This is a genomic window from Dysgonomonas sp. Marseille-P4677 (assembly GCF_016652235.1).
Lineage (GTDB): Bacteria > Bacteroidota > Bacteroidia > Bacteroidales > Dysgonomonadaceae > Dysgonomonas.
On record NZ_JAEPKU010000225.1, the window covers coordinates 1 to 3,270 of the forward strand.

The following is a 3,270-nucleotide window of genomic DNA, read 5'->3' on the forward strand; positions in this document are numbered from 1 at the left end:
AGGGGCTATGTCATTAGACCGATTTGATAGAGAACAGGAAATATTAAATCGAAAAGTTCGGCATAAAAAAGAACTATCTACCTATTGGAAAGACGAATTTCCAATATTTAATCAAGATTTATTGTCCGAAATAACAGCTTTAGAAATAGCAATTAATACAGTTATAACCCATTCTGCTCCTGTTTTTTGTTATCCACTCGCTAAAAATAACTTAGCCAAGAGAATTATTAATGATTCATCTCTCGAAAAAGATATAAAAATGGAGAGAGAAGTTTTAAGCAAGATTTATAATAAACTAATTGCGGATGGTCATCATATAAAGGACTGGTTATATGGTCATTTTCATATGTCTCATATTGAGTTTATAAATGGAGTTCGGTATAGATTATTGGATATCGACGAATTGGTTGAAATAATATCATAGGATTTTTATTAAATAAAAACATATCTTGTCGCAGAAATACATAAGCGTATTGATGAATTCGAAGAAAAAAAAGAGTAAAACCATATAATAAATGAGAATCATATCAGTAAGGGAAAATCCAGAATACAAAAATCAGATAGTTGCATATTTGCAAAGAAGTTGGTCAACAGTATTGCCTCAATTGTACAGTGATTGTATTAATCATTGCATTGACTCTCCCAAACCTCTACCGCAATGGTATGTTTTGGAAAAGGATGGTAAGCTTATTGGATGTGCAGGATTGATAACAAACGACTTTATTAGCCGGATGGATTTATATCCGTGGCTGGCAGCATTGTTTATAGATGAAAATCACAGGGGTAATTCATATGCCCAACTATTGATAGAGAAGACAAAGTCTGATACTCGCAAAGCGGGATTTAATAAGCTGTATTTGTCCACCGATCATATCGGATTTTATGAGAAATATGGATGGATATATATCGGAAATGGCTATCATCCATGGGGAGATCAGTCTCGGATTTATGTGATATCATTATAATCTTGGTAGATGAAAAATATATTAAAGTCATTACTTGTTTGGGTGTTAATTATTCCCTTAGCGATATTGAATGGAGGATTTAGAGAGAAAATCCTTATGCCGTGGTTCGGTGAACAGTTTGCTTTGCCTATCAGTGGAATACTGCTATGTATCTTGATATTTCTAGTTACAGTTTTGCTTTTACATAAACTAGTCAAAGGAGGTAATAAAACCTATTGGGCTATAGGTTCAGTCTGGATATTCCTCACGATAGGTATAGAGTTTATTATTGGATCTATAATGAATAACCCAATAGAAGAAATGCTTGCTGCCTATGATATTACAACAGGAAACCTTTGGTTGTTAGTCGTTATATTTACAGGCTTCGCTCCTTGGTTGAGTGCGAAAATCAGAAAAATAATTTGAAAAATAAAACCCTGAATACATAGAATATTCAGGGTTTCTATTCTTAAAGCTATTTCTTATAACGGTTTCACAGGGATGCAGATATCAACTATAAATCTGAATTCCGAATCTTCGCTATAATGATTATGATATAATTCATAGGTAGATCCATCTCCCGGTTGATAACCGCTTTCGGTTAACCAAGAACACATGGTGTTCCACGCTTCCTCAAATTCTGTCTCTTTAATTTCGAAATGTCCGACAGCGTATTTTCCTTCCGAGACAGTAGATTTACCGATCTCACCTTCTACTTTTACGTCTCTTTCTACAATGATACTTGCATCCTGACGTACCTTATCCATGCTTGTGATAGCCGGATCATCAAGATAAACGGTAACAGTTTTTGTTGTCGGAGTGACTAATCCGCGGGGAGCAGCCCATTTGAAAAGCTTTTCATAAGCTTGCCCGATCTTATTGAATGCTCCCATGTGACGACAATAGATAAGATTAAGTTCAGGCATTTGCTTGATTTCAATTTTCGTGTCCATAATTATTATTTTATTAAATTCGACACTACAAAATTGAGTATTTACCAGTTGTTTATTTTTACCAATCTTGCTAATCGGTTGGCAATTCTTGCTATATCTTATACCGTTTTTTACATAGATTGCTTTGTCCTGTAAACGAAACTCTTTGGCACTCATCTCGAAATAAGACTTAAATGCCCTGCTGAATGAAGAGACATTTCCGAATCCACACTGAAAGGTAATTTCACTAATGGATATTTTGGGATTATCATGAAGTAGTTGAGCTGCTTTTTCGAGCTTAATACGTGATACAAAATTGTTGGGTGTTTCTCCGACAATAAATGTAAAGATACGGTGGAAATGATAAGGTGAGAATGAAGCAATATCTGCCATCATTGATAAATCAATCTGCTTGTCAAGATTTCGGCTGATATAATCCATCACCCTATTGATGCGGGCTGTATATTCCTGTCTGCTTAATTCTTTATAATCCATAGAGATGACGATTGACGCAAATGTAGAAAATATTTCATTGCATGTGTTTGCAAATCTTGCGGAGATATGAATTAAAATCATGCTAAGAATATATTTTAATCCTTAGCTTCAAAAATTACAGGTATTGTCCATGGAATATGGATTTTTTCACCTCTTCGTTTTATTACCTGCCATTGAGGGATAGATTTTATCACCCTGATTGCTTCTTGATCATATTCATTATTGTAACCACGTGGAACAGAGACTTTAGTGATCTTTCCATTATTATCAACATCATCTATTCTTGTTATCACACGAATTTTATAACTAACGGGCTTTATATTCCTATAATTTATATTTGATTTGATTTGATAAACCTCATTAGAGTATCTCCCTCGGTATATATTGAGGATTTAATTGTATTGTGATATTTTTTTATGTACTTCAATATTCCTGCTTCGATAATAAAATCGGTCTCGTATTCATAAAAGCCACCCCAACCTGAATTATGATCATAAATTAGTCGATTCCAAGGATTTGTAATCGTTCCTGTATACCAGTCAAAAAAAATATCCTCTTTTTGATCAAACAGAACAGTTAAATCCATTTCTTGTTTATCAATTCCATACACCTTTTGAAGAAAAAGGCTATCTCCTTTCACCTCAAAAACAGCTTGATGACCACGCCAACATGCAGTACTCGATAATCTGATTCCTTTGTTTTTCTCGTGAAAAGCTTCTTTCGAAGGGGATTGAGATAAATAATCGTCTAACAAAAAAGGATAGATACGGATTGTATCTCCTTTATAGATTAGTAAATCTCCCATTTGAGGTGTAGCATAGGATATAATAGAACACAATAAAAAGAATAGAAAAACAACGACTTTCTTCATAACTTTTTCTTAATAGATTATTTATCAG

At 33.8% G+C, this 3,270-nt stretch carries 5 protein-coding genes and 1 pseudogene; 3 read left to right on the forward strand and 3 right to left on the reverse strand.

What is annotated here, in order from left to right; genetic code table 11:
- The 3 genes and pseudogenes from JGH11_RS19495 to JGH11_RS19505 form a co-directional block, all read left to right on the forward strand.
- A pseudogene (locus tag JGH11_RS19495) lies at positions 1 to 424 on the forward strand (hypothetical protein); the annotation flags it as partial.
- A gap of 91 nt (positions 425 to 515) precedes the next feature.
- Entirely contained in the window at positions 516 to 965 is a 450-nt protein-coding gene (locus tag JGH11_RS19500; protein ID WP_201114564.1) for a GNAT family N-acetyltransferase, read from the forward strand.
- A gap of 9 nt (positions 966 to 974) precedes the next feature.
- Positions 975 to 1,370, forward strand: coding sequence for a hypothetical protein (locus JGH11_RS19505; protein ID WP_201114565.1), 396 nt, complete (start codon positions 975 to 977; stop codon positions 1,368 to 1,370).
- Between the two features lie 56 nt (positions 1,371 to 1,426).
- Here JGH11_RS19505 and JGH11_RS19510 read toward each other — a convergent pair whose 3' ends face one another.
- The 3 genes from JGH11_RS19510 to JGH11_RS19520 are packed head-to-tail and all read right to left on the reverse strand — an operon-like array spanning position 1,427 to position 3,242.
- On the reverse strand, positions 1,427 to 2,452 hold the full coding sequence (locus tag JGH11_RS19510) for a GyrI-like domain-containing protein (RefSeq protein WP_236264238.1): 1,026 nt from the start codon (positions 2,450 to 2,452) through the stop codon (positions 1,427 to 1,429).
- 14 nt (positions 2,453 to 2,466) lie between these two features.
- Positions 2,467 to 2,664, reverse strand: coding sequence for an energy transducer TonB (locus JGH11_RS19515; protein ID WP_201114566.1), 198 nt, complete (start codon positions 2,662 to 2,664; stop codon positions 2,467 to 2,469).
- Between the two features lie 38 nt (positions 2,665 to 2,702).
- A complete protein-coding gene (locus JGH11_RS19520; RefSeq protein WP_201114567.1) occupies positions 2,703 to 3,242 on the reverse strand; it encodes a hypothetical protein in 540 nt (179 codons plus the stop codon).
- Positions 3,243 to 3,270 lie beyond the last annotated feature (28 nt).

Coding starts and splice junctions, on each gene's coding strand:
- JGH11_RS19500 (WP_201114564.1), top strand. CDS start 516: ATGAGAATCATATCAGTAAGGGAAAATCCAGAATACAAAAATCAGATA.
- JGH11_RS19505 (WP_201114565.1), top strand. CDS start 975: ATGAAAAATATATTAAAGTCATTACTTGTTTGGGTGTTAATTATTCCC.
- JGH11_RS19510 (WP_236264238.1), bottom strand. CDS start 2,452: ATGATTTTAATTCATATCTCCGCAAGATTTGCAAACACATGCAATGAA.
- JGH11_RS19520 (WP_201114567.1), bottom strand. CDS start 3,242: ATGAAGAAAGTCGTTGTTTTTCTATTCTTTTTATTGTGTTCTATTATA.